This is a genomic window from Serratia sp. BNK-10 (assembly GCF_047456065.1).
Taxonomy (GTDB): Bacteria; Pseudomonadota; Gammaproteobacteria; order Enterobacterales; family Enterobacteriaceae; genus Serratia; species Serratia ureilytica.
The window spans coordinates 1,893,693-1,911,895 of record NZ_CP179894.1 but is presented as its reverse complement, the minus strand read 5'-3'; the positions used below and the strand labels follow the sequence as shown (position 1 = coordinate 1,911,895).

At 56.5% G+C, this 18,203-nt stretch carries 24 protein-coding genes and 2 pseudogenes; 11 read left to right on the top strand and 15 right to left on the bottom strand.

What is annotated here, in order from left to right; all coding sequences use genetic code 11:
* Positions 1-63: 63 nt before the first annotated feature.
* Complete coding sequence (locus tag ACMGG9_RS09495; RefSeq protein WP_016928046.1) at positions 64-741, top strand: isochorismatase family protein; 678 nt, start codon at positions 64-66, stop codon at positions 739-741.
* 213 nt (positions 742-954) lie between these two features.
* Here the strand turns inward: ACMGG9_RS09495 and ACMGG9_RS09490 are convergent.
* Both ACMGG9_RS09490 and cspA read right to left on the bottom strand, forming a co-directional pair.
* Positions 955-1,033, bottom strand: a pseudogene (locus ACMGG9_RS09490).
* Between the two features lie 114 nt (positions 1,034-1,147).
* Positions 1,148-1,360 (bottom strand): RNA chaperone/antiterminator CspA, encoded by a 213-nt coding sequence (gene cspA, locus ACMGG9_RS09485; protein ID WP_004941268.1) that lies wholly within the window; start codon positions 1,358-1,360, stop codon positions 1,148-1,150.
* Positions 1,361-1,939: 579 nt separating this feature from the next.
* Between cspA and ACMGG9_RS09480 the strand changes: the two genes are divergently transcribed.
* The gene (locus tag ACMGG9_RS09480) at positions 1,940-2,320 is read left to right on the top strand and encodes a hypothetical protein (RefSeq protein ID WP_223523961.1); all 381 of its coding nucleotides are present in this window, start codon (positions 1,940-1,942) and stop codon (positions 2,318-2,320) included.
* A 9-nt stretch (positions 2,321-2,329) separates the two neighbouring features.
* On the opposite strand, the gene ACMGG9_RS09475 is transcribed toward ACMGG9_RS09480, so the two are convergent.
* Both ACMGG9_RS09475 and ACMGG9_RS09470 read right to left on the bottom strand, forming a co-directional pair.
* Positions 2,330-2,974: a Qnr family pentapeptide repeat protein gene (locus tag ACMGG9_RS09475; RefSeq protein WP_033642796.1), complete on the bottom strand. Its 645-nt coding sequence runs from the start codon at positions 2,972-2,974 to the stop codon at positions 2,330-2,332.
* 204 nt (positions 2,975-3,178) lie between these two features.
* Complete coding sequence (locus tag ACMGG9_RS09470) at positions 3,179-3,388, bottom strand: hypothetical protein (RefSeq protein WP_004941260.1); 210 nt, start codon at positions 3,386-3,388, stop codon at positions 3,179-3,181.
* A 141-nt stretch (positions 3,389-3,529) separates the two neighbouring features.
* Here ACMGG9_RS09470 and ACMGG9_RS09465 point away from each other — a divergent pair, with 141 nt between their 5' ends.
* Positions 3,530-3,880 (top strand): GFA family protein, encoded by a 351-nt coding sequence (locus ACMGG9_RS09465; protein ID WP_033652085.1) that lies wholly within the window; start codon positions 3,530-3,532, stop codon positions 3,878-3,880.
* 13 nt (positions 3,881-3,893) lie between these two features.
* Here ACMGG9_RS09465 and ACMGG9_RS09460 read toward each other — a convergent pair whose 3' ends face one another.
* The 5 genes from ACMGG9_RS09460 to ACMGG9_RS09440 form a co-directional block, all read right to left on the bottom strand.
* The gene (locus ACMGG9_RS09460) at positions 3,894-5,066 is read right to left on the bottom strand and encodes a Gfo/Idh/MocA family protein (protein ID WP_414162112.1); all 1,173 of its coding nucleotides are present in this window, start codon (positions 5,064-5,066) and stop codon (positions 3,894-3,896) included.
* A 14-nt stretch (positions 5,067-5,080) separates the two neighbouring features.
* Positions 5,081-6,004 carry a TIM barrel protein gene (locus ACMGG9_RS09455; protein ID WP_033652083.1) on the bottom strand — a complete coding sequence of 308 codons (924 nt, stop codon included), beginning with the start codon at positions 6,002-6,004 and terminating at the stop codon, positions 5,081-5,083.
* A 186-nt stretch (positions 6,005-6,190) separates the two neighbouring features.
* Positions 6,191-7,222, bottom strand: a complete 1,032-nt coding sequence (locus ACMGG9_RS09450; protein WP_414162111.1) for a LacI family DNA-binding transcriptional regulator — start codon at positions 7,220-7,222, stop codon at positions 6,191-6,193.
* A gap of 72 nt (positions 7,223-7,294) precedes the next feature.
* Positions 7,295-7,711 (bottom strand): DUF2000 domain-containing protein, encoded by a 417-nt coding sequence (locus ACMGG9_RS09445; protein ID WP_069100051.1) that lies wholly within the window; start codon positions 7,709-7,711, stop codon positions 7,295-7,297.
* Between the two features lie 98 nt (positions 7,712-7,809).
* Positions 7,810-8,268 (bottom strand): hypothetical protein, encoded by a 459-nt coding sequence (locus tag ACMGG9_RS09440; RefSeq protein ID WP_414162110.1) that lies wholly within the window; start codon positions 8,266-8,268, stop codon positions 7,810-7,812.
* Between the two features lie 232 nt (positions 8,269-8,500).
* Here ACMGG9_RS09440 and ACMGG9_RS09435 point away from each other — a divergent pair, with 232 nt between their 5' ends.
* Entirely contained in the window at positions 8,501-9,718 is a 1,218-nt protein-coding gene (locus tag ACMGG9_RS09435) for a CynX/NimT family MFS transporter (protein WP_414162109.1), read from the top strand.
* A 72-nt stretch (positions 9,719-9,790) separates the two neighbouring features.
* Here ACMGG9_RS09435 and ACMGG9_RS09430 read toward each other — a convergent pair whose 3' ends face one another.
* Positions 9,791-9,928: a hypothetical protein gene (locus ACMGG9_RS09430; protein ID WP_016928056.1), complete on the bottom strand. Its 138-nt coding sequence runs from the start codon at positions 9,926-9,928 to the stop codon at positions 9,791-9,793.
* 295 nt (positions 9,929-10,223) lie between these two features.
* Between ACMGG9_RS09430 and ACMGG9_RS09425 the strand changes: the two genes are divergently transcribed.
* Together ACMGG9_RS09425 and ACMGG9_RS09420 are read left to right on the top strand one after the other, a co-directional pair.
* Complete coding sequence (locus ACMGG9_RS09425) at positions 10,224-11,339, top strand: AI-2E family transporter (RefSeq protein WP_122004146.1); 1,116 nt, start codon at positions 10,224-10,226, stop codon at positions 11,337-11,339.
* Positions 11,340-11,431: 92 nt separating this feature from the next.
* The gene (locus tag ACMGG9_RS09420; protein WP_033652077.1) at positions 11,432-11,644 is read left to right on the top strand and encodes a hypothetical protein; all 213 of its coding nucleotides are present in this window, start codon (positions 11,432-11,434) and stop codon (positions 11,642-11,644) included.
* Here ACMGG9_RS09420 and ACMGG9_RS09415 read toward each other — a convergent pair.
* The gene (locus ACMGG9_RS09415; RefSeq protein WP_042784288.1) at positions 11,641-12,060 is read right to left on the bottom strand and encodes a GNAT family N-acetyltransferase; all 420 of its coding nucleotides are present in this window, start codon (positions 12,058-12,060) and stop codon (positions 11,641-11,643) included. The two genes, ACMGG9_RS09420 and ACMGG9_RS09415, sit on opposite strands and share 4 nt — an antisense overlap.
* Before the next feature lie 146 nt (positions 12,061-12,206).
* Here ACMGG9_RS09415 and ACMGG9_RS09410 point away from each other — a divergent pair, with 146 nt between their 5' ends.
* Positions 12,207-12,497, top strand: coding sequence for a hypothetical protein (locus ACMGG9_RS09410; RefSeq protein ID WP_042784287.1), 291 nt, complete (start codon positions 12,207-12,209; stop codon positions 12,495-12,497).
* Between the two features lie 157 nt (positions 12,498-12,654).
* Here the strand turns inward: ACMGG9_RS09410 and tolA are convergent, their stop codons facing one another.
* On the bottom strand, positions 12,655-13,092 hold the full coding sequence (gene tolA / locus ACMGG9_RS09405; protein WP_414162108.1) for a cell envelope integrity protein TolA: 438 nt from the start codon (positions 13,090-13,092) through the stop codon (positions 12,655-12,657).
* A 410-nt stretch (positions 13,093-13,502) separates the two neighbouring features.
* On the opposite strand from tolA, the gene ACMGG9_RS09400 reads away from it, so the two are divergent.
* The 3 genes from ACMGG9_RS09400 to uspF all read left to right on the top strand — a co-directional run bounded on the left by ACMGG9_RS09400 (position 13,503) and on the right by uspF (position 14,595).
* Entirely contained in the window at positions 13,503-13,688 is a 186-nt protein-coding gene (locus ACMGG9_RS09400) for a YgdI/YgdR family lipoprotein (RefSeq protein WP_372507307.1), read from the top strand.
* A gap of 12 nt (positions 13,689-13,700) precedes the next feature.
* Positions 13,701-13,928 (top strand): YgdI/YgdR family lipoprotein, encoded by a 228-nt coding sequence (locus ACMGG9_RS09395; RefSeq protein WP_019454813.1) that lies wholly within the window; start codon positions 13,701-13,703, stop codon positions 13,926-13,928.
* 217 nt (positions 13,929-14,145) lie between these two features.
* Positions 14,146-14,595: a universal stress protein UspF gene (gene uspF, locus ACMGG9_RS09390; protein WP_042784284.1), complete on the top strand. Its 450-nt coding sequence runs from the start codon at positions 14,146-14,148 to the stop codon at positions 14,593-14,595.
* Between the two features lie 72 nt (positions 14,596-14,667).
* Here the strand turns inward: uspF and ACMGG9_RS09385 are convergent.
* A pseudogene (locus ACMGG9_RS09385) lies at positions 14,668-14,832 on the bottom strand (NADP-dependent isocitrate dehydrogenase); the annotation flags it as partial.
* A gap of 183 nt (positions 14,833-15,015) precedes the next feature.
* Positions 15,016-15,210, bottom strand: coding sequence for a hypothetical protein (locus tag ACMGG9_RS09380; RefSeq protein ID WP_060559493.1), 195 nt, complete (start codon positions 15,208-15,210; stop codon positions 15,016-15,018).
* A gap of 109 nt (positions 15,211-15,319) precedes the next feature.
* On the opposite strand from ACMGG9_RS09380, the gene ACMGG9_RS09375 reads away from it, so the two are divergent.
* Positions 15,320-15,967, top strand: coding sequence for a hypothetical protein (locus ACMGG9_RS09375; RefSeq protein ID WP_060559491.1), 648 nt, complete (start codon positions 15,320-15,322; stop codon positions 15,965-15,967).
* Positions 15,968-16,212: 245 nt separating this feature from the next.
* Here the strand turns inward: ACMGG9_RS09375 and ACMGG9_RS09370 are convergent, their stop codons facing one another.
* Positions 16,213-18,174: an Ig-like domain-containing protein gene (locus ACMGG9_RS09370; RefSeq protein WP_414162107.1), complete on the bottom strand. Its 1,962-nt coding sequence runs from the start codon at positions 18,172-18,174 to the stop codon at positions 16,213-16,215.
* Positions 18,175-18,203: the final 29 nt, after the last annotated feature.

The following is an 18,203-nucleotide window of genomic DNA, read 5'->3' as shown; positions in this document are numbered from 1 at the left end:
AGTTTCAGCCTTATCAATCAAAGAAGATACCCACTGACCTCACGACGAAAAAAGGAAGACACCATGAGCACTCCAGCCAACTTCAACGGCCAGCGTCCTGTTATTGATGCTAATGACGCGGTCATGCTCCTGATCGACCACCAGAGCGGTCTGTTTCAGACCGTCGCCGATATGCCGATGACCGAACTGCGCGCTCGCGCCGCCGCCCTCGCCAGCATCGCCACCCTCAGCAAACTGCCGGTGATCACCACCGCCTCGGTGCCGCAGGGCCCCAACGGCCCGCTGATCCCGGAAATTCACCAGAATGCGCCGCACGCGCAATACGTCGCCCGTAAAGGGGAAATCAACGCCTGGGACAACCCGGACTTCGTGGCGGCGGTCAAAGCCACCGGCCGCAAAACCCTGATCATCGCCGGCACCATCACCAGCGTCTGCATGGCCTTTCCGTCCATCAGCGCGGTGGCCGAAGGCTATAAGGTCTTCGCGGTAATCGACGCCTCCGGCACCTACTCGAAAATGGCGCAGGAAATTACCCTGGCGCGCGTGGTACAGGCGGGCGTGGTGCCGATCGACACCGCCGGCGTCGCCTCCGAGCTGCAGGGCAGCTGGAATCGCGCCGACGCTCAGCAGTGGGCCGAAGTCTACACCAAAATCTTCCCGGCCTATCAGCTGCTGATCGAGAGCTACCTCAAGGCGCAGGACGTGGTGAAAAATAACGAACTGCTGGACTCGCAGCGTTAAGATCGCGGGTATAAAAAACCCCGGCCAAGGCCGGGGCTATTAATCGTGTGCCGGTGACTTTCCCGGCTGTCATGTTATGGCGTAAGCGTCCATCCCACACTCCAACATTACGCAGCCTAAGCGCGACTTTTTCACAACAGAAAAATAGACTGAAACGCGGCGTTATTAATTCTGCGGCAATCTGTTTTTCTGTTGCCAATAATCATTAATTATTGGAACGTCATCGAGGAATCGAACCCCAGTCCGCCAACGAATAATTTCGCTGCCGCTCTTCCTGCTGAGCTAATGACGTATCGAGAAAGACTCCGGGCGAACCCGGAGTTTATTCAGGCTGAGGATTTCATTGCTTAACTGCTCCGGCTTAAACCATCATCGCTGTCGTAAGAAATTGCACCTCGGCCAAAAATTATAACGCGACCACGTTGCCGGCAGAAGGCCCCTTCATGCCATTTTCGATAGTGAACTCAACCTGTTGGCCTTCGTCCAGCGTTTTGAAATCGTTGCTCTGGATAGCGGAGAAGTGTACGAACACATCTTTGCCGCCGTCTGCCGGGGTGATAAAGCCAAAGCCTTTACCTGCATCAAACCATTTTACCAAACCAGTCATTTTATTGGACATAGAGATATTTCCTTTATATTTTTGCGACGCCATAGGGCGATAGAGGTCTGTTTTTATTGGAAACTTATGGGGCACTAGAGAAGAGAATTCGCGGAAGAAGAGGTATCTGAGGGATATCGCTAATACTGAGAACTGCTTTACTAAAACTGCTTTCATAAGGTCTGTACTACAAACCGATGACGCTATTTACACACAGCTAAATTATTTAAGCAAGATATATTTTAAATTATATTCATCTGCCTCATAAATTTATTACCGCAAAGCACCGCCTACATCTGCCGCCAGCTCAGGGTTTTCGGCGCGGCGTTCGGGGTGAAAAATAACGAACGATTGGACTCGCCGCGCCGGGGCCGATCATGAACGCGCAAACAGCCGCCGATTCCGCGTTCTGCTCTTCCCTTCACGCGAAACTACTCCCTGCTATAACACTGAAGAAAACCGCTTAATCGTCATGAAAGAGAAATAAAAGCTTAATAAATCAATCTGTTCTCGACACTGGCGCATTATCGTTGTTAGGATAATTATTTTACTTTACAGGAAATGACCTCAAGGATGGCTATGATGGGCAAAAGAACACTGATGCTGACGGCGCTGACGCTCAGTTTGGCGGGCTGCCAGCCGGCACCGCCAAGCTATGTGGAAAACGCGAACGCCTTGATAGCCAAACAAATCAGCGCGATTGGCCCGCAAGCGGCGCAGTGCAAATTTGCCCAAGACGGCGATTATTGGATTTCGGCTTGCTCATTGGGCAACGCGCGCCACGCGCCGGTATTCGCCTTGTTCGAGCAGGAAGGCGTCATGCAGGCTAACGACAATCTGGCGATCGCCGTCGTGCCGCTCAACGAGCAAGCTCGGCACTTTGTGCGCGATCCGCGTTTCACTATCCCGGTAATGCAACGCCGCATTCCCGTGGACGCGGATCAAGCTTTCAATCGCTTATTTGCCCAACCATCGCGCTAACCCTCCCCTTCAGCCGATGATTGCGATCCCCAGCCGCTCCAGCAGTTGAGCGGCCTGGTGACTGTCCATTTTAACGCCCTGCAGATCGGTGGTGCGCAAATCCAACTCGCCCAGTTCCGCGTTGCTCAGATCGCACTGGGTGACATCGGCGGCGCGCCAGTCAAAACCGGAGAATTCGCCGCCGGACAGATCGGAGCCGCTGAAGCTGGCGCCGAGCACCTGCGCGCCGTGCCAACGGTTTTCCCACAGCTCGCATTTCTCCAACACCACTTTGGCAAAATTGGCGTAGCTCAGGTTGCTCTTGGTGATATAGGCGCTGCAAAACCAGGTGCGGCTGGTGATCATATTCATAAAGCTGGCGCCGCGAAAATCTGCTCCCTGCGCGCGACATTCGCGGATCTCCAACCCCAATGCGTCAACGTGGCGGAAATCGGCCATCGATAAATCGCAGCTTCTAAAACTCGCGTCTTTCAGGATCGCGCGGCTGAAGTTACCGCCCTGTCGGCTCTCGCGATCGTAAAATTGACAGCCGATAAATTCGGTGCCGGTCAGATCGGCGCCCGAAAAATCACACAGCATAAAGCTGCCGTTTTCAATTTTTTCGCCGGTAAAGCGGTTACGCGCGATCTTCTCACCCTTCAGCGCCAGGCTCATTGTAACACCCCTGTTTATTTATACAGTCAGTGCGGCATTTAATCCTATTCCGGCGCGGTTGGCAACCGCCGTCGAGCAAAGGCGCGAGAGCGGAATATGAACGAGCACCTGATGATGGCTTGAGCCGCTGGCGTCGTAAAAGACCGCAGTAATCGGCGCAAAAAAAAACCGCCCGATACGGGCGGTTGACGTGACGGCGAACCGTTACTTCAGGGCTTCCTGAATAGCGTCGGCCATCGGGCCGATGTGCTTCTCCGCCGCCTTCAGCTGGAAATCCACGCCGTTGCCATCGTTGGTGTCTGACAGCGTAGCCTTGATAAGCTCCAGTGCCGCCTGCACCGCCACCAGCCGCTTGTGCTGTTCGTCCGTGACCGGTTCGGCGCCCATGTTTGCCGGATAGTAATGCTCTAACATCGCGATCTCCTTTTGATGACGTTAAACCTTAACCTACCAGAAAACCGCGCATTTATTAAGGAAACCGCGCCCGGCGCGGCCGAATGGCGATAAATTGCACTATACTGGGCAAACCCGCCCTCCTGCCACAGGATCACCGCCATGTCATTCCAGGGAAGCTGCCACTGCGGCGCCGTCACCTTCTCCGTAGACGCCGAACTGCCGACCGAAGCCCTCAGCTGCAACTGCTCGATCTGCCGCCGCAAGGGGCTGTTGCTGTCGTTCTTTCCCCTCGCGGCCTTCACGCTGCGCAGCGGTGAAGATCAACTCAGCGCCTATACCTTCAATCAGCACCGGATCCGCCATCAGTTCTGCCGAGTCTGCGGAGCCCAGCCCTTCGCCTACGGCACCGCGCCGGACGGCGCCGCGATGTGCGCCGTTAACCTGCGCTGCGTGCCTGACGTCGCGCTGGATGCGTTACAGATCCACCGCTACGACGGGGCCAGCGTCTGAGCGAATCGCTCGCTCAGTCGAAGGCGACCCAGCCGGCGTCGGTTTCGGCGGATTGCACGCAGCGCGCCACCCACTTCACGCCCAGCGCGCCGGCCTGCACGTCCGGGTACCAGAAGTCGGCCAGGAAGGCTGCGTCGCGCCGATCGGTGGCGTCCATCGCCAGCGCGAAGCGGCGGTAGAGATTCGACCAGGCTTCAAACAGCCCCTCCGCATGGCCGCCGCCGATGCGATCGTCCGCCTGCGCCGACGCGGCGAGATACGGCATGCCGCGCTCCAGGATCCGCACCGGCTCGCCCTGCACTTCGAAGCGCAGCTGATTGGGTTGTTCATCCCACCACTCCAGGCTGGCCTTTTCACCGACAATGCGCACCTTTTGGCCGTGCATCGAACCGCAGTTGACCGCCGAAGCCCACACGGAGCCGATGGCGCCGTTGTGATACTCCATCAGCACATAGGCGTTGTCCTCCAACGGCGCGCGCGACGGCACAAAGCTTTGTCGACTGCAGAGCAGCCGCCGGATCTTCAGCTGCGGCGCCATGGTTTCCGCCAGGAACAGCGTGTGGGTCGCCAGATCGCCCAGCACATAGCTGGGGCCGACAAAGCGCGGATCGACCCGCCAGCGAGTGCTGGGATTATCCTGCTCCACCGGCGCGGCGTGAAAGCCGTGGGCGAACTGCATATTCACCAGCCGAATTTCCCCCAAGCGGCCATCGGCAATCATCTGCCGCGCCTGCAAAATCATCTGGTGCCCGGCATAGCCGTAGGTCACGCCGATGACTTTGCGCTGCCGCTCGCACAGCGCCGCCAGCGCCTGCGCCTCTTCGACGCTGAAACACAGCGGCTTCTCGCATACCACGTGCAATCCCGCCTCCAGCGCCGCCCGGCAAATGGCGTAATGGGTGTTGTTCGGCGTGGCGATCGAGACCGCTTCAATGCCGTCCGCCCGCGCGGCTTCGGCGCGGAACATTTCGGCATAATCCGCATAACAGCGCTCCGCCGCCACGCCCAGACTCCGGCCAAAATCACGCCCGCGTTCGGCGTCAATGTCGAACGCGCCGGCCAACAGAGTAAACGCGCCGTCGCGCAAGGCCGCCGAACGGTGGATGTAACCGATCTGGCTGGTGCCGCCGCCGCCGACCATGCCCCAGCGCAACGATCTCGCCAAAGGTTTGCTGCCGTTGATCATCGTGTTTCTCCTGATTAAAAGCCGAGGCCGCGCAAGTAGCGCAAGCTGGCGGTGACGTCCTGCAGGCTGCCCTGCACATTGCGCGGATCGCGCTCCTGCTCGATAGTGATCCAGCCCCGGTATCCGCGCTCGGCCAACAGCGCGCGCAGCTGCGGATAATCGATCGCCCCGCTGCCCAACGGGCACATGACGCCCTCGGCGCAGGCGGTGAAGAAATCGACGCCGCGCGCCAGCACCTCGCGGAACACCTGCGGATCGACGTCTTTGAAGTGCAGATAATCGAGACGCTCAAAGTGCTTGCTCAGCCAGGCAGCCGGCTCCAGCCCGGCGTAATACAGATGGCCGGTATCCAGGCACAATCCGGCGGTGTGATGCGGAATGTCCGCCGCCAACCGGTCGATTTCGTCGGCGAACTCGATGCAGCCGCCGGCGTGCGGATGCACCACCGGCCGCACACCGTATTCCCGCCAGGCCAGTTCGCTGATGCGCGTAATGTGCCCGATCATCCTCTGCCACTCCCCCTGCGACAAACGCGGCGCTAAATCTGAACGCCCGGCGAACCTGGCGCGTTGCGGATTACCGAAATCGATAATCACCAAGAACGGCGGCGCGGCGCGATCGCCCTCGGTCGGCTCCGCCCTGGGCGCCCGCGAGAGGTTGCGGCATATCCGATGAGTCAGGGCCAGCAGGCGCTCAATGTTCGCCTCGCTGACCAGATCGTCAAAAATCGTGCCGGCCACTAGCGACAGGCGATGCTGCTCCAGCGCGGCGCACAGCGCCTCGCTCTGCGTCGGCAGATAGCCCCATGGCCCCAGCTCGATGCTGCGGTAGCCGGCCGCCGACGCTTCTTGCAGAACCGTGGCATAGGGCGGCAAATGGGGGTTGTTCGGATCATCCACGCCCCAACTGCAGGGCGCATTGGCGATAGGCAAAGTCATGGCGACGGCTCCTTTTTTGCGGGGAATGCCGGCAGTATCAAACAAAAATTCCAAAACCATCAATAATGAAAATTTTATTTTTTGATAGAGATCGCGCTATTTTTGATAAATTACTTGATAGTTTTTAATCAAATCCAGGCAGCGCCTGGCTGCGCCCTGAGCTCGGCAACCACCACTCAGCGGCCGTCAGAGGTTTTCTTTGGTGATCACATCGAAGCGATTAATGATGTGGCGTAATCCCGGTTGTTCATCGGCGGCGAGAAACGTCTCGACGATCGTGGCGGCCAATTCGGGAATGCGGTGGCACAGCAGCAGATCCACCGTGCCGTCGAGCAGCGCCATTTCACCGTCCTGCACCGGGCCGTGGCACACCAGCGTGATGTCGCGCTGCCGGCCGCTCTCTCGCAACGCCTGAATAATGCCCTCCACACCGCCGCTCGGCGCGTAAAGCGCCGCCAGTTCCGGGTGGTTCGCCAGCAGTTCACGCGTGACCCGGCGCGCCGTTTCCGCGTCCTCAAGGCTGCGCACCGGTTCCAACACACGCTGGCCGCTCATCTGCTCACGCAGGTAGGAGCGAAAACCGATCTCGCAGGCTTCCTGGCAAGTAAAACGGTTGTCGCCGATGATCACGCCGACGTCGCCCTGACGCCGGCACAGACGATCCACCGCCCAGCCGGCGGTGCGGCCCGCTTTTTGATTATCCAGACCGATGTAGCCGGCGCGGCTGGGCACCGATAAATCCGACAGCAACGCGAAAACGTTGATGCCCGCCTGGGCGGCTTCTTCTACGGCATAGTGGATCAGGGGGTGATCCAGCGCCAACACGCCGATCGCTTCCACCTGGCGGCTCAATTGGCTAATGGCGGCGGCGGTGTCGCCGATGGCATTGAGAGAGTGGAAGATGAACTGCGGCGGCTGACCCGGCTCATGATACGGCGCCGCTTGCACCATCAGTTCATCAGCCAGTTGCGCATAGAAAGAGTGTTCGCGCCGCAGCAGGATAAACCCCATTCTCAGGCGGCGCTCCGGCCTGCCCAGCACCGCCGACAGGCAGTGGAATTTCTCCAACGCGAACCCCAACTTTTTCGCCGCCTCAATCACCCGGCGCTGGGTGGCGGGCCGCACCGACGCGCGTTGGTTGATCACCCGATCGACGGTGGCGATGCCGACCCGCGCCTCTCTGGCGATGGCCGCCATGGTGGTTTTCTTGCCGCTCATGTTCATCTCCATCAACGATTTGATGGAAAAATATCATAGCCGTTGCCGCCCCTGATGTGACGCCGTTCGCGATTAACGGTAGACGGAGAACTTCTTGGTGAGCGGCTTAAGCTGTTCAGTGTCGCCGTAGAGCGCTACCGCTACGAAGTCCAACTGCTCGTAGGGGGTATTGGCGGTGTCGGCGATCTGCTGCTCGGCGGAATGCGACAACATGGTGGTGGTGAAGAAGTTGGCCAGCACGCCCTCCTCCTTGCATTTGAGGATCAGGCTGCTGAGCTGGCTGCTGTTCTTGGCCTGCAGGATGACGATCGGGTAATGGCTCATATTGGCGCTGACGCCGTCGAGGCTGCTCGGGTAGTGGTGAAACTCGCGCTGCTCGATAAGATCGGTGATGCCCGCCGTCAGATGGCAGGAGGCGTTAAACAGCGTGGCCGGTTCGTGGTTGCGGTTGAGGATGATGTAGAATTTTTTCTCGTTGTCGCTGTACATACTCTTCTCCTTGAATAGACAACCCTTTTTACCCAAGCCAAGGGCGGTTTTCAAGGCGAGATAAGGGCCGCGTCCGGCCCCGTGATAACGTTTCAGCCTCAGATCCCGCCTTCGCCCGGGCCCTGCGGCTGCGCCACCTGATGCAGCACGGTGATGTTCTGCAGGACAGTGCCGCCGTCGATCGGTTTCATCTGGCCGTCGCGATCTTTATAGTGCGTCGGTTTGGCCCCGTGGAAGAACAGACCGGCGTTGACCTGCACGCCCAGATAACCGGCGCTTGGCGGCAGGCGCTGCACGTCGGTCCAGGGGTTGGAGACCGGCACGAACTGGAATCCCTCGCCCGTCTTCGCATACAGCGGACGCAGCAGCGTGACAAAGGCCATCAGCGGCAACAGCGCCTCTTTGAAGATCTGAACCGGCCGATCGACCGTCATCAGGAAGCCATGCGGCTGTTCCTCTACCGTGTCGAAGGTCAGGCTGCTGCTAATATCGTCACCCCGTCCGCCGTAGCTCCACTCCATCACCGGCGCTCCGTTTTCATTCATCATCTCTGACATACACTGCTCCTTATAAATAAAATTGATCGGGCACGCTCGCTGCGTGCCGGAACAGTAAACCGCTGAACGGGCACCCGCGTCCACGCAGGGCGGCACGCTGGCGAACCAAACAACGAGGCGCGCAAAATAAAGCTCGAAATGAATAATTTCCCCGCGTGACAGCGCAGCATTTGAACGACTTCTGTCGTAGCGCAGACGCATAGTGAGGGCGTTACCGCCACTGGAGAGTGTTATGACTGCGATTAAACCGAACGCCATCGACCGCGTTTCCCCCGCCGCCACGCCCTGGCTAGCCGTCATCAATGTGCTGTTCGCCGGCATCGCCGCGGCGCTGCACGTGGGCAAGGGCACCATTGCCTTGCCGGCGCTGCAGGCCGAGTTTGGCCGTTCACTGGAGACGCTAAGCTGGGTCATCTCGGCGTTTCCTTTCGTCGGGGTGTTCGGCGGCATCGCCGCCGGGCTGCTGGTGCGCCGCTGGGGCGATCGGCGCCTGCTGGCGCTGGGATTGCTGATCGTCAGCGCCGCCAGCTTTACCGGCGCCACGCTGCACGACTTCAGCGGCTTGATCGTCAGCCGCTTTGTCGAAGGCCTCGGCTTCGTCATCGTGGTGGTCGCCTCGCCGGCGGTGCTGAACCGCATCGTCGCCCCGGCGCAGCGCAGCCTGGTGTTCGGCATCTGGAGCACCTTCATGCCGGCGGGCATCGCCATTTCGCTGTTTTTCGGCCCTCACCTGGCGGGCTGGCAACAGAACTGGCAGGCCGGTGCGGCGCTGACGCTGCTGGCCGCGCTGCTGCTGCTGCTGCCGCTGACCACGCCGCGCCGCGCCGCCGACGCGCACGCTCCGCCGTTGCCGCTGCGGCAAACGCTGGGCGCGATGCTGCGGGCGCGCCAGCCGCTGTTGCTGGCGCTGATGTTCACCGCTTACAACCTGCAGTTTTTCTCGGTGATGACCTTTTTACCGATCTTTCTGATGCAGCGCATCGGTCTGACGCTGGCGGCCGCCGGCGGCATCAGCGCGGCGGCGGTGGCCGTCAATATCCTCGGCAATCTCGCCGCCGGGTTCTTGCTGTCGCGCGGTCTGCGGGCCGGGAGCCTGCTCGCGGCCACCAGCCTGGTCATCGGCATCTTCGGCATCGGCATTTTCCTGCCGATGACGCCCAATGGCCTGCTGATCCCGCTGTGCTTCCTGTTCTGCGCCATCGCCGGCATGCTGCCCGCCACCATTCTGGCCGCCACGCCGGCGGCGACGCCAGAGCCCACGCTGCTGCCGCTGAGTCTGGGGTTGGTGATGCAGGGGAACTACCTCGGCCAGGTGATCGGCCCGGTCGCGCTGAGCGCCATCGTGGCCGCGGCCGGTTGGGCGGCGCCGGCTTGGCTGGTGCTGGCGGCGGCGGTGTCAGGGGCGGGATTGGCGCTGATTTATCGCCGCGGGCCACGCAATGCGGCGTAATGGCGCAATAATGAGAAAGGAGGTTCTATTTATTATTAGCGGTGCTGAATATTCCCTGGTGCGAGCGCGTGCTTATCGTGAAGGATAAGGCCAGTGATGATCCAGGCCCGACAATGACAAGGCGCCGGTCGCAACAAGATAAATCAGCAGACCGGCGAAAGCGATCAGCAATGCCTTTTCGATAACGGCAAGTCGTTTGTGTTCTGTCATTTGCATACTCCTTCGTGGTATCGGGCGAACGGCCGCCCTCATCAACACTAGGAAAGCCTGGCGCAGGGGGCAAGCGCAACACACAAAATGAAACACAATCAATAAATTTTGTTAACTATTTAGCGTTCTTTCTTTCCTTGCGTCGCTGCCTGAGCCTCGCGCGGCGCCCTCCTTTCCCCTTAGTAACCCTATGGAATACGCCGTTAAAAATCCCCTACCGGATAAGCAAAGGTAATGATAGTGTTGTTTTCATTCAGTTCATCTATGCTGAAAATTCATCTTTTGAGGGACGACTATGATGTCTAGAGGCATTTCCAAGGGATTCTTTATTCTGATCCTGTTCATCGTTACCGCCGCCTTTCTCGACGTGCTGGGGCCTTATTACTCCTCGGTGCTGTGGGCGGTTATTCTGGCGGTGATTTTCCATCCGGTGAAAAAGAAGTTGAAGCAGTACGTCGGCGAACGCAACGGCGTGGTGTCGCTGCTGACGGTGGCGCTGATCTGCCTGATCGTGTTCACGCCGTTAGCGATCATCGCCTCATCGCTGGCGATGGAATTCAACATGATTTACACCAAGCTGCAGACCAACAACAGCCAATTGCCGACCATGCTGGCGGACTTCATGCGTCATCTGCCCGGCTGGGCGCAGCGCTTCCTGGCGGAACATAACCTCAACAGCGCCGCCGAGATCCAAAAACAACTTTCCGAGGTGGCGCTCAAGGGCGGGCAATACCTGGCGGGCAGCGTGTTCCTGATCGGCAAAGGCACCTTCAACTTCGTCGTCGGCTTCGGCGTGATGCTCTACCTGCTGTTCTTCCTGCTGAAAGACGGCCCGTATCTGGTGAACCTGGCGCTCGAAGCGCTGCCGCTCTCACAGCACGTGAAGCACCACCTGTTCGTGAAGTTCGCCGCCGTCTCCCGCGCCACCGTCAAGGGCACGGTGGTGGTCGCCGTGGTGCAAGGCGCGCTCGGCGGGCTGGCGTTTTACTTTACCGGCATCGACGGCAGCTTGCTGTGGGGCGCGCTGATGGCGTTCCTGTCGATCATCCCCGCCGTGGGCTCCGCCATCATCTGGGTGCCGGCGGTGATCTACTTCTTCGCCACCGGCATGCTGTGGAAAGGCATCTTCCTGGTGGTGTTCTTCGTGGTCGTAATCGGCCTGGTGGACAACATTCTGCGCCCGCTGCTGGTAGGCAAAGACACCAAAATGCCGGACTACCTGATCCTGATCTCCACCCTGGGCGGCATGGAGATTTACGGCATTAACGGCTTCGTCATCGGGCCATTGATCGCCGCGCTGTTCATCGCCTGCTGGAACATCCTGTCCGGCCGCGACAGCAAGGAAAACATCGAAGAGATCGACGAAGAATTCATCGAAGAAGGCAAGAATCATCCCGACGCGGCGGAGTAAACCTCTCGCGCCGTATCGCACCGGGGCCCGTTTGGGCCCCTTTTTTGTCTGTGGTATCCTTGCCGCGCTCACAAGGAAGAACGGGTTTCGTTATGCTTATTCTCTACGCCACGCTGGCCATCGCCTTCACCCTGCTGTGCCTGCTGGCCTTTATCTCTTGCGCTTACCAGCTTTCGAAGCAGGGCGACGTCAAATTTTTGGCCTCGCTTTCCGTGCTGATCTTCGCGCTGCTGGCCTTCTATGCCGCTTATGGCTACGTCAGCACCTGGCTGCAACAGCAGGCGGTGGATGTCCGGCTGTATTAGCGCAGCGGGGTAAAAAAGACCTGCTCCGGATCGCCGTCATCGAGATTGTCAATTTGGCCGCTGGCGACAAACCCGGCGTTCAACAGCAGCCGCTGCATCGGCAGGTTGGAATGATTGGTGGAGGTGAACAGCTTCGGGTGCCGGCAGTGCAACTTAAGCGCCGCAATCAGCGCCTGCCCGACGCCCCGGCGGCGATAGCGCTCGCCGACCATCAGCATCTCCACAAAGCCGCAGCCGAAGAAGTGATAGTGCAGCACACCGTATCCCATCGCCATGCCCTGCTCCTCGGCAAGATAACAGACGCCCTGCCCGCACCAGGCGCGGATCTGCGCCGCGCGCTGCGGCTCGTATTCGGCGACGCTGTCGAGGGCGATCAGGGCTGCGGCATCGCTGTCGGTGGCCTGGCGAACAAACATGTTTTAATCCTCATGCTGATGGATAACGGCGATACCGCATCAACGAAACGGCAACCGCGGCGGGATAGTTTTTACATCCCGGTCGAATTTTGTAATCCTATTATAGAGTTACCAAAACACACGCCAAGGAAGGAAAGCATTTCCCGATGAGCATACCGCAAATCTCCGCCGCCCTGCTGTTTACCCTGCTGCTGGCTGGCTGCCAGTTCCACAAAACCGTGTTCCCGCCGCCGTATATCGGCACCCCGCAAGAGATCGGCACCTACGAAGTGAAAGGGCTGACGTTCGTCACCACCGTCACCTTCAGCGGCCTGTTCGCCGAAGATCTGGTGCGCGAATACGCACAGAAACACCACTATCGCTACTATGTGGTAACGATGCGCAGCAACGGTTTTAAAGACCGAAGCGAGCGCGTGAGCGCGATGATGTATCGGTAGAGAGTGGCGCCACATGCCGTGAAATAATGCCGAAAAAACGGGCTTTAGCATGAGGAAGCGCTATACGAAATATTGCACAACCCAATACTCACAGGCCGCATGAAAATACGGCCTGTGACTTTGGTTTAATTGTCTGGCATCGCAGTGCCGTTTATTTTCACTGCGGGCGAAATTCCAACGTGCTGCTTTTGACCGCTTCGTAAACCGCGGCCGTTGGCGGTTTAGGCAAACGTGCATTGACGATTGCCTTTATCGCGGCCTGGCAAAGTTCCGGATCCCCTTGATCAGCCCGAATGCTGATCAGCAGGCCATCCGGCGCCAGCTTGATGCTTAATGTACAACTTCTGCCTGAGTAGGTTTCGGCGTCTTTAAAATGGCGTTGGATCTCCGCTTGCACCTGAGACAGGTAATGTAATTCCTCTTTTCCCGGCGCCTTTGGGTTGCCAAGGTTGGCGAAAATATCGCCAACCTCTTTATTTGCCGGATCGGTTTGGCTGGGGGCGGTGCTCTTGGCACACCCGGTTAACGCCAGCGCGAGCATCGCCGCCAATAATGTGGCGGCGCCGGTTTTATAGCCTGAATGCGTGATTTTCATATCCCTGTCCTTATGGATGACTATCAGCCGAAATCAACGTGGTATTCGACAAGATCCCCGGCGCATACTTATACAGAATTAACGCCAAACCGCCAGAGACATTGCGAGTATCAAGCATCGGCATGCGGAGAATCGTGGGCCGATGATGACATGAAGCCATAGCGTCCCAGGCGGGGCGTACAGCTGAAAACCCTGACCTATCGATAACCTTGTTATCCGAACGAGTAATCACTCCATCAATAAATTAAGTTATTCTTAATTTTTTATCCCATTAGAAGCGCTTTCAACCCTGGCAATCTGGAAAATCTGCCTATACTTACCTTCCTGATATTAAATTTGTTTAAGTAACCAGGATGGTAGGTATGAAAAGCAAACGCCCCTTTGCCTCGCTGCTGGCGGCAACAGCATTGATGTCCCTGGTGGGCTGCGCTTCCAATCAGGCGATCAAAACAACGGACGGCAAAACCATTGTTACCGACGGCAAGCCCCAGATCGATAAAGATACCGGATTGGTCTCCTATCGAAATGCTGAAACGGGCAAAACGGAACAGATCAATCGAGACCAGATTGCAAACATGAGTGAGTTGAATAACTAAAAGGAGCTTCAAATGAAAAAAGCGCTTGTTCTTCCCGCGATCGCCCTGGTAGCCATCGCTGCACTGTCAGGCTGCACACGCACCAGCTACGCTATTCATACCCACGATGGCCGAACGATCATCAGTGACGGCAAACCGAAAGAGACTTCTGCCGGGTTGATCGGGTATACCGACGCCAATGGCGTCAAACAGCAAATCAACAAGACGGAAGTCAAAGAGGTGTCGGAAATCCCTCATTAAGGTTCCGATAATCTGAGCCTGCTAAAACAAAGGGAGCCGATGGCTCCCTTTCTATTCAAACAGTGAGCGCGCCCATTGGCGTTTAACGATAACGTCGATAAACGCCTGACATTTCAGCAGACAACGTTGCCAGGTTTGCCATACGGATCTCCCCTTTCCCGGCGTCGAACGGCTATAATCCGATAAGTGGAGTTTTTTAAAACGATAAGGAGGGAGTATGTACAAAACTATTTTGGTTCCCGTGGATATTACCGAGCCGGAATTAACACAGCAGGTCATCCCGCATGTCAACGCGCTCGCCAGGCTCGAAGACTCCCACGTCCATTTCCTGGCGGTGATCCCGTCGCGCGCCACCTACGCGGCCTTCGGCTTTGCCGCCACCGCGGCGGTGGAAACCAAAGATGAAACCATTGCGATAGCGACCGAGGGGCTGGCGAAAGCGGCAAAACAATTCAGCGTACCCGAGGATCGAGTGACCACGCATGTCGCCGTCGGCGATCCCAAAGATCAGATCCTGGAACTCGCCGATGCGCTTAACGCGGAGATTATTGTGATGGGTTCCAACCGCCCTTCTGCAATGACTTACCTTCTCGGCTCAAATGCCACCGCGGTAGTGCGCCACGCCAATTGTCCGGTACTGGTCGTGCGTGAATCGGCTAACGCTTAAAATCGCTTGCTCATTTGAACAATAAAAAACGGGAGCCCTTAGGCTCCCGCTCTCATTCAAACGCAAACACACTTACATGTGTTTAACGATAGCGTCGCCAAACTCTGAACATTTCAGCAGTTTAGCGCCTTCCATCAGGCGTTCGAAGTCATAGGTCACGGTCTTGGCGGCGATGGCGCCTTCCATGCCTTTAACGATCAGATCAGCCGCTTCGAACCAGCCCATGTGGCGCAGCAGCACATACGATGTCAAAATTAACCCAATGAATTATATATATAAATATCACAACTCCAGATTGTGGCATTTCAAGCGAATCGTGTTTAATGGACCTTTATTCATGGTGGTTTCAGTTGAGTTTTGCAGAACGAACCGCCCCAGCGTCAAAGTAGGCAACCGGCAAAAAATGGTGACCGGTCATTGTTATTTTTCACGGACTAATGCAGCTGCATCCCGCAATACGCCCTTGTATAGCGTGTTGCCGACAATCTTACGCTTCATCTCAAGAGAGTCAGCAATGTTAGGGCGGTTCACATCCATACCATTTGCGATTAGGTCGATAACTGCGGCACCGATCTCGTTGGCTATAAACACTGCTCGTTCTTCGTTGATTTCCATGTCCAGACCTCCATAGCATAATTTTCGAACAGACTACCACACTGACCAAACATTGAAACATGTCCCCACGTCCGTTATGTTACAACCATAAAAATTTCGAGGGACGAAAGTGAACAACACAGAGATAGTGGAGCGGATAGTAAAAGTGATTGTCTCCCCAGAAACAGTTGTGGGGTTGCTTGATGGTGCAATGTCAGTACCTGTTGATCTTGGCTATCTAGCCCTAGGCATTTTTGACACAAGCAATCGTAGGAAGATGGAAGACGAACGCATTCGCATGATGAGGGCAATGAAGTCCGGTTTATTGAACTATCATCACGTCATCAGAACGACAAAAATCATCATTGATGCATTCGCCGCTTACGTTCCAAAAAATACGCAAGACAAAATATTTAGAAGCGTGGGCTCCTCTTCCGCTGGCCGAATGCTTACCACCTCCCTGATTTCATCAAGAATAGTGAACAGCATAATATCTGCAGGCGGTGCAGCCATGATTACTCGAGGTGCAGGCGTTGCTACGAGCTTCACGCTGATGGCTGGCGGTATGATAGAACGAAGCATATACAAATCAATCGGTCTCGAACGTACGCATAGCGCTGTTTACTACAAGCTTAGAAGTGCAGGAAACTTGGATTTCATCTACTTTTTAGTGCAACCCTATGTTGATCCGTTCATCGATGCTTTGGCTGTACGTAAAAACCAAGGTGATGCAGCATTTAGTAGATTGCTGCAAAACATTGAGGAAAAAATGAAATGAGAAAAGATAGCATCCATATTCGCATACTTTCTTTTTTCTTTGAGTTTTTCTATCAGTTAATAGGGGGGGCTGGATTCTTATTGTGTATCTATTTCTTCTTTAGCTTCGACACGATAACTCAACGTGTCATCGCCATTTTATCGACAATAGCAATATTTTGTCTCATTTGCTGGCTCGGCGACACACTCATCAAAAAGCTACGAGGTTATTGATGGTACCAGGCCGACAAATGCCGGCCATCTTCATCAATACGCCTTCCATGCAGAGAACACCAGCGGATCGCCGAATGCATAGCGCCGGTGCTCAACCGTTGAGTTGTACGGCATATACACCTGGCGGCACGCACCAGCATCAACCCCGGTTCGATACACCTTAAGAGCACCAGCCACCGACTCTGGGTAGTTCAGGGTCGATGTGGCGTTACTGGTCACGTTCTGGAAGTATTCACCCGGTTCAGTCACATCGTTCAGGTTGGTTCCGGCAGGCAACGTCTTATCGGCAACGGGTACCGCCCCCGCCTCCTCCGCTGTCACTACATCCTTCGCCGCCAGTGCACCCAACCCGAGATTTTTCTGCGCCTCCGCTTGCGCAACTTCGCCGGCATCTGCAATTTCAGAAAGATTGTTTTTGATTGCCAGATAATCCGACACCACCGGGGCTGCCGTAACCTTCACGACCCGATTGGCACTTACTCCCGACACACTTCCCATAACGCTGACCGTGGCGGTTCCTTCACCCGCGGCCATGAGTCGCCCATCTGTCGTCAGACTCGCAACAGCGCTGTCTGTTGAGGCATAGGCTAGCGTTTCCGTAGCATTCGCTGGAGTCTTCGTTACGACCAGGTCGTAGGTGTCTCCTGCTACCTGATCGGGAATAGCCGCCAACGCAATTGACGTGAGCAGAATATCCACCCTAACCGTCACGCGTACACTCAGGCCTGAACTGACGCTGGCAATGATGTCCGTAGTACCTGGTCCTACCGCCGTAAACAGGCCGTTGCCGTTAATGGTACCTGCGCCCGTATTCGTGCTTATCCACGTAACCGGGAAGTTGGGAGCCAAATCAGCGGGCAGTACCTGAGCAGTAAATTGCTGCGTCTTTCCAACCCCAATGTTCAGTGATGACGGCGTGACGATAATGTTCGTCGGCGTAGGGTCCGGTTTGATATTGTCTGCCTGATCCGTTTTAACGATATACATTAACGCAACGTTAACGGGATGAGGCGCATTCATATCTGCTGAATCGTCATATTTTACGGGGTTGCCACTTGCCAATGATTGGCCTACCTGACCGTTTGGGATCTGACTGAAATGTGCAAACTGATCTGGACACCAAAACTCCCTAGCGCCATAAGACTGCCCGTGCCAATTTTGGCCGCGAACTGGCATCGTAAAATCGTCCCCACGTTCCCCGCTATCTGCATTTGCACGCCCTATCAAATGATAGTGGTTCATGTCTGCTGGAAGCTGAACGCTAAGGATCCCTCGTCCTGGTTCAGGATCTTCGCCACTCCCATGAGCCCATCCGCGGACAAACCGCCCTCGCAAGTCCGGCACATTGCCCGACGGGTACACTGCGTGCAGCTTCGGGTTTTTCGCTATATCAAACGCTTGGCCGTTTGCCTCAATCCACCCATCGGGGGGCACAGTACTCCCCCACGCAGCAATGATACCGACCGGCAGCAGGAATGGCGCCAGCTCAGTCGTTATATTGCCAATGGCGTTTTTAATGGCCTGCTGCAACGTGGGCGGCGTGATGATTAAGGTATCATCCGTACCAGCATCTGCCTCGTCCTGTGAAGCACGACGATAGATGAAGCCTTGCCACTGCGCCCCTTCGGTGCCGGGTTCGGTCGTATTGTTATCCGTCAGAGAAACATACGAGATGAATGCCCCGTTGCCCTGACGATGACGAACAACAACGCCCACACCATAGGGATACGCAGTGCCGCCATTATTCGCCGGCGTGATCCATTCGGGGAAGCTGTCTGTTTGATACTGCCTCAGCGCAACGGTGATGGCATTCAGAATACCGTTCATCACGTCACGCTCTACCTCCTTGGCATTCGCATCGCTCATCAGGTCTTTTTGGTAATCCTCGCCCCACCCCTCGACAAAGCTGACATAACCTTCTGCATTTTTATCGTCGGGAATTTGTTGTTTATCGCCGGCACTGGCGAAGGGGATACGGAAAAACTTCTGGTCCATCGCATTCTCCAAATAAAAAAGGCAACTGC